The following is a 2,264-nucleotide window of genomic DNA, read 5'->3' on the forward strand; positions in this document are numbered from 1 at the left end:
GGCCGCACGCCCGGGCGCCTTCGGCATGCGCCCGACGGCTGGGCCGGGTAGCTTCGGGCCGGCGCCCGCTCCGCCCGCACGGGTGCGCCGGGTCCGCGCTCGCACCGACGCGCGGGGCGCGCCCATGGACGTACCCCCGAACGCGCCGTCCACCAGGAAGCCCCCCTGGCCCCGTGTCACGGTGGCGGTACCGCGATCACCGCCGTCCACCTCACGGAGCCTGTCATGGCAGACCTGCAGGACGAACTGCACACCGCCGTCGAGGTGGGAGAGCTCGACCCGCCCGCTGCCTGGCCCGAGTCCGAGCCGCTGCCCTCCGACGCCTTCCTCGGTGGCGGCACCTCTCTCCTCACCGGTGTCGGCCCCGGTGTCCCGGACCGCGGCCCGGCGGCCGATCCGGGAGCCGATCCCTTGGCGCGGGCTCACGCGTTCCTGGCGGACAACCCCATCGCCGACGGGTACAGCGGGCTGCCGTGGGCGCTGCGCCATCTGCCCTGGTTCGATCTGGAACTGGGCGAGAGCGCCGTGGACACCGACGTACCGCGCCTGCGCGAAGGGCACGTGGGCGCCCTGTTCTGGTCGCTGCACCTGCCGGAGGGCCTCGCCGGGGACCGGGCCGTCGGCGCCACCCTGGAGCAGCTGGACCTGGTGAAGACGGTGGTCCACGCGCACCCCGAGGGCCTGCGGATGACGCGCGGTGCCGGCGAGATCGCCGACGCCCGCAACTGCGGCCGCGTCGCGGTCGTCCTCGGCCCCGCCGGAGCGGCCGCGCTCGGCGACTCGCTCGGCATCCTGCGCACCCTGCACGCGCTCGGCCTGCGCGTCCTCACGCTCGCCGGCGCCTCCTGGGCGAGCGAGGCGGGCCTGACCCGGTTCGGCCAGGAAGTGCTCCGCGAGATGAACCGGCTCGGTGTGCTCGCCGACCTCTCGGGCACCTCGGACGCCACGATCGGCCGTGCCCTCGCCGCCTCCAAGGCCCCGGTCCTGTTCACCCGCTCGGCCGCCCGCGCGCTGCGCCCCCACCCGTCGAACCTCCCCGACGAGGTCCTGGCCGAACTGGGTCTCGCCAAGGGCCTGTGTCTGGTCCCGCTCACCGCCGAGCAGACCGGCCCGTCCGTACGGGACGTCGCCGACCACCTCGACCACGTCCGCAGGCTCGCTGGAGCGGAGTGCGTCGGGCTCTCGGGTACGTACGACTCGGGGGCCGCGCACCCGCAGGACCTCGCCGACGCGTCCTGCTATCCGCATCTGATCGCGGAGCTCATCACCCGCGGCTGGTCCGCGTCCGACCTCGCCCTGCTCACCTGGGGCAATGTGCAACGCGTCCTGCGCGGCGCGGACTTCACGGCCCGCGCCGCCCAGCAGCGCCGCGAGCCGTCCTCCGCGAAGATCGCCGACCTGGACGGCTGACCGCCGCCGGCCCGGACGGACGGCTCACCTTGGGGGAGCGGGGTGAGCGGGCGGCAGGCTAGAACGTGTCCTGGGCCGGGTCGAACAGGCAGAGACAGAACGGGTGCCCCGCCGGATCGGCGTACACCCGGAAGTTCTTCTTGCCGTCCTCGTCGTCCAGGTCCAGCGGGCGGGCGCCCAGCGCGAGCACCCGCTCCTGCGCGGCGTCGACGGCCTCCCAGGTGGACCCGGCGTCGAAGTCGAGATGGAACTGCTGCGAGTCCCGGTCGGCGCTCGGCCACTTCGGCGGAACGTGTCCGGGCGCCCGCTGGAAGGCCAGCCGCGGCCCGTCCGGGATCCGGAGGACGACCCAGTCGTCGTCCTCCGCCTGTGGCTCGCCGCCCGCGACGCGCGCGTAGAACGCGGCGAGTGCCCGGGGGTCGGGGCAGTCGAGGACGACGGAACGCAGGCGTGCGAAGGGCTGCTGCATGAGGTGCTCCTCGCTCGGGTGTGCTCAGCAGACGCACAGACAGAACGGGTGCCCCGCCGGGCCGGCGTACACACGGAACGAACACGACGCCTCGCAGCAGTTGCATCTGGACCCGACCGTCGAGGGCGGCCGGCCGTGCCTGAAGGCGTGCGAGGCCCCGACCTGCCACTGGGCGTACTACGACCGCTCGCCCGCGGGGCGCGGCCGCCGGTGCTCGATGTCGGTGTGCGGGGCGCGCGCCGAGGTGCGCCGCGACCGCGCCACGCAGCCCCCGGTCACGGGAAGCCGGACCGGGGGCTACGCGGGGAGCCGGACGGAGTCCGGAGGTTGCCGGTCAGCGCACAGCGAAGTGGTGCAGAATGCAACCGACGCCGGTCCGGCCGAC

At 74.8% G+C, this 2,264-nt stretch carries 2 protein-coding genes and 1 pseudogene; 2 read left to right on the forward strand and 1 reads right to left on the reverse strand.

The genetic code is table 11. The features are described 5' to 3' along the window. Positions 1-225: 225 nt before the first annotated feature. Positions 226-1,410: a dipeptidase gene (locus tag ACFWBT_RS42670; RefSeq protein ID WP_385710140.1), complete on the forward strand. Its 1,185-nt coding sequence runs from the start codon at positions 226-228 to the stop codon at positions 1,408-1,410. A gap of 58 nt (positions 1,411-1,468) precedes the next feature. Here ACFWBT_RS42670 and ACFWBT_RS42675 read toward each other — a convergent pair whose 3' ends face one another. Continuing rightward, positions 1,469-1,879 (reverse strand): VOC family protein, encoded by a 411-nt coding sequence (locus ACFWBT_RS42675; protein WP_385710143.1) that lies wholly within the window; start codon positions 1,877-1,879, stop codon positions 1,469-1,471. Between the two features lie 139 nt (positions 1,880-2,018). Here ACFWBT_RS42675 and ACFWBT_RS42680 point away from each other — a divergent pair. Further along, positions 2,019-2,141, forward strand: a pseudogene (locus ACFWBT_RS42680) (CGNR zinc finger domain-containing protein); the annotation flags it as partial. Positions 2,142-2,264: the final 123 nt, after the last annotated feature.

Source organism: Streptomyces sp. NPDC060027 (genome assembly GCF_042737005.1).
Taxonomy (GTDB): Bacteria; Actinomycetota; Actinomycetes; order Streptomycetales; family Streptomycetaceae; genus Streptomyces.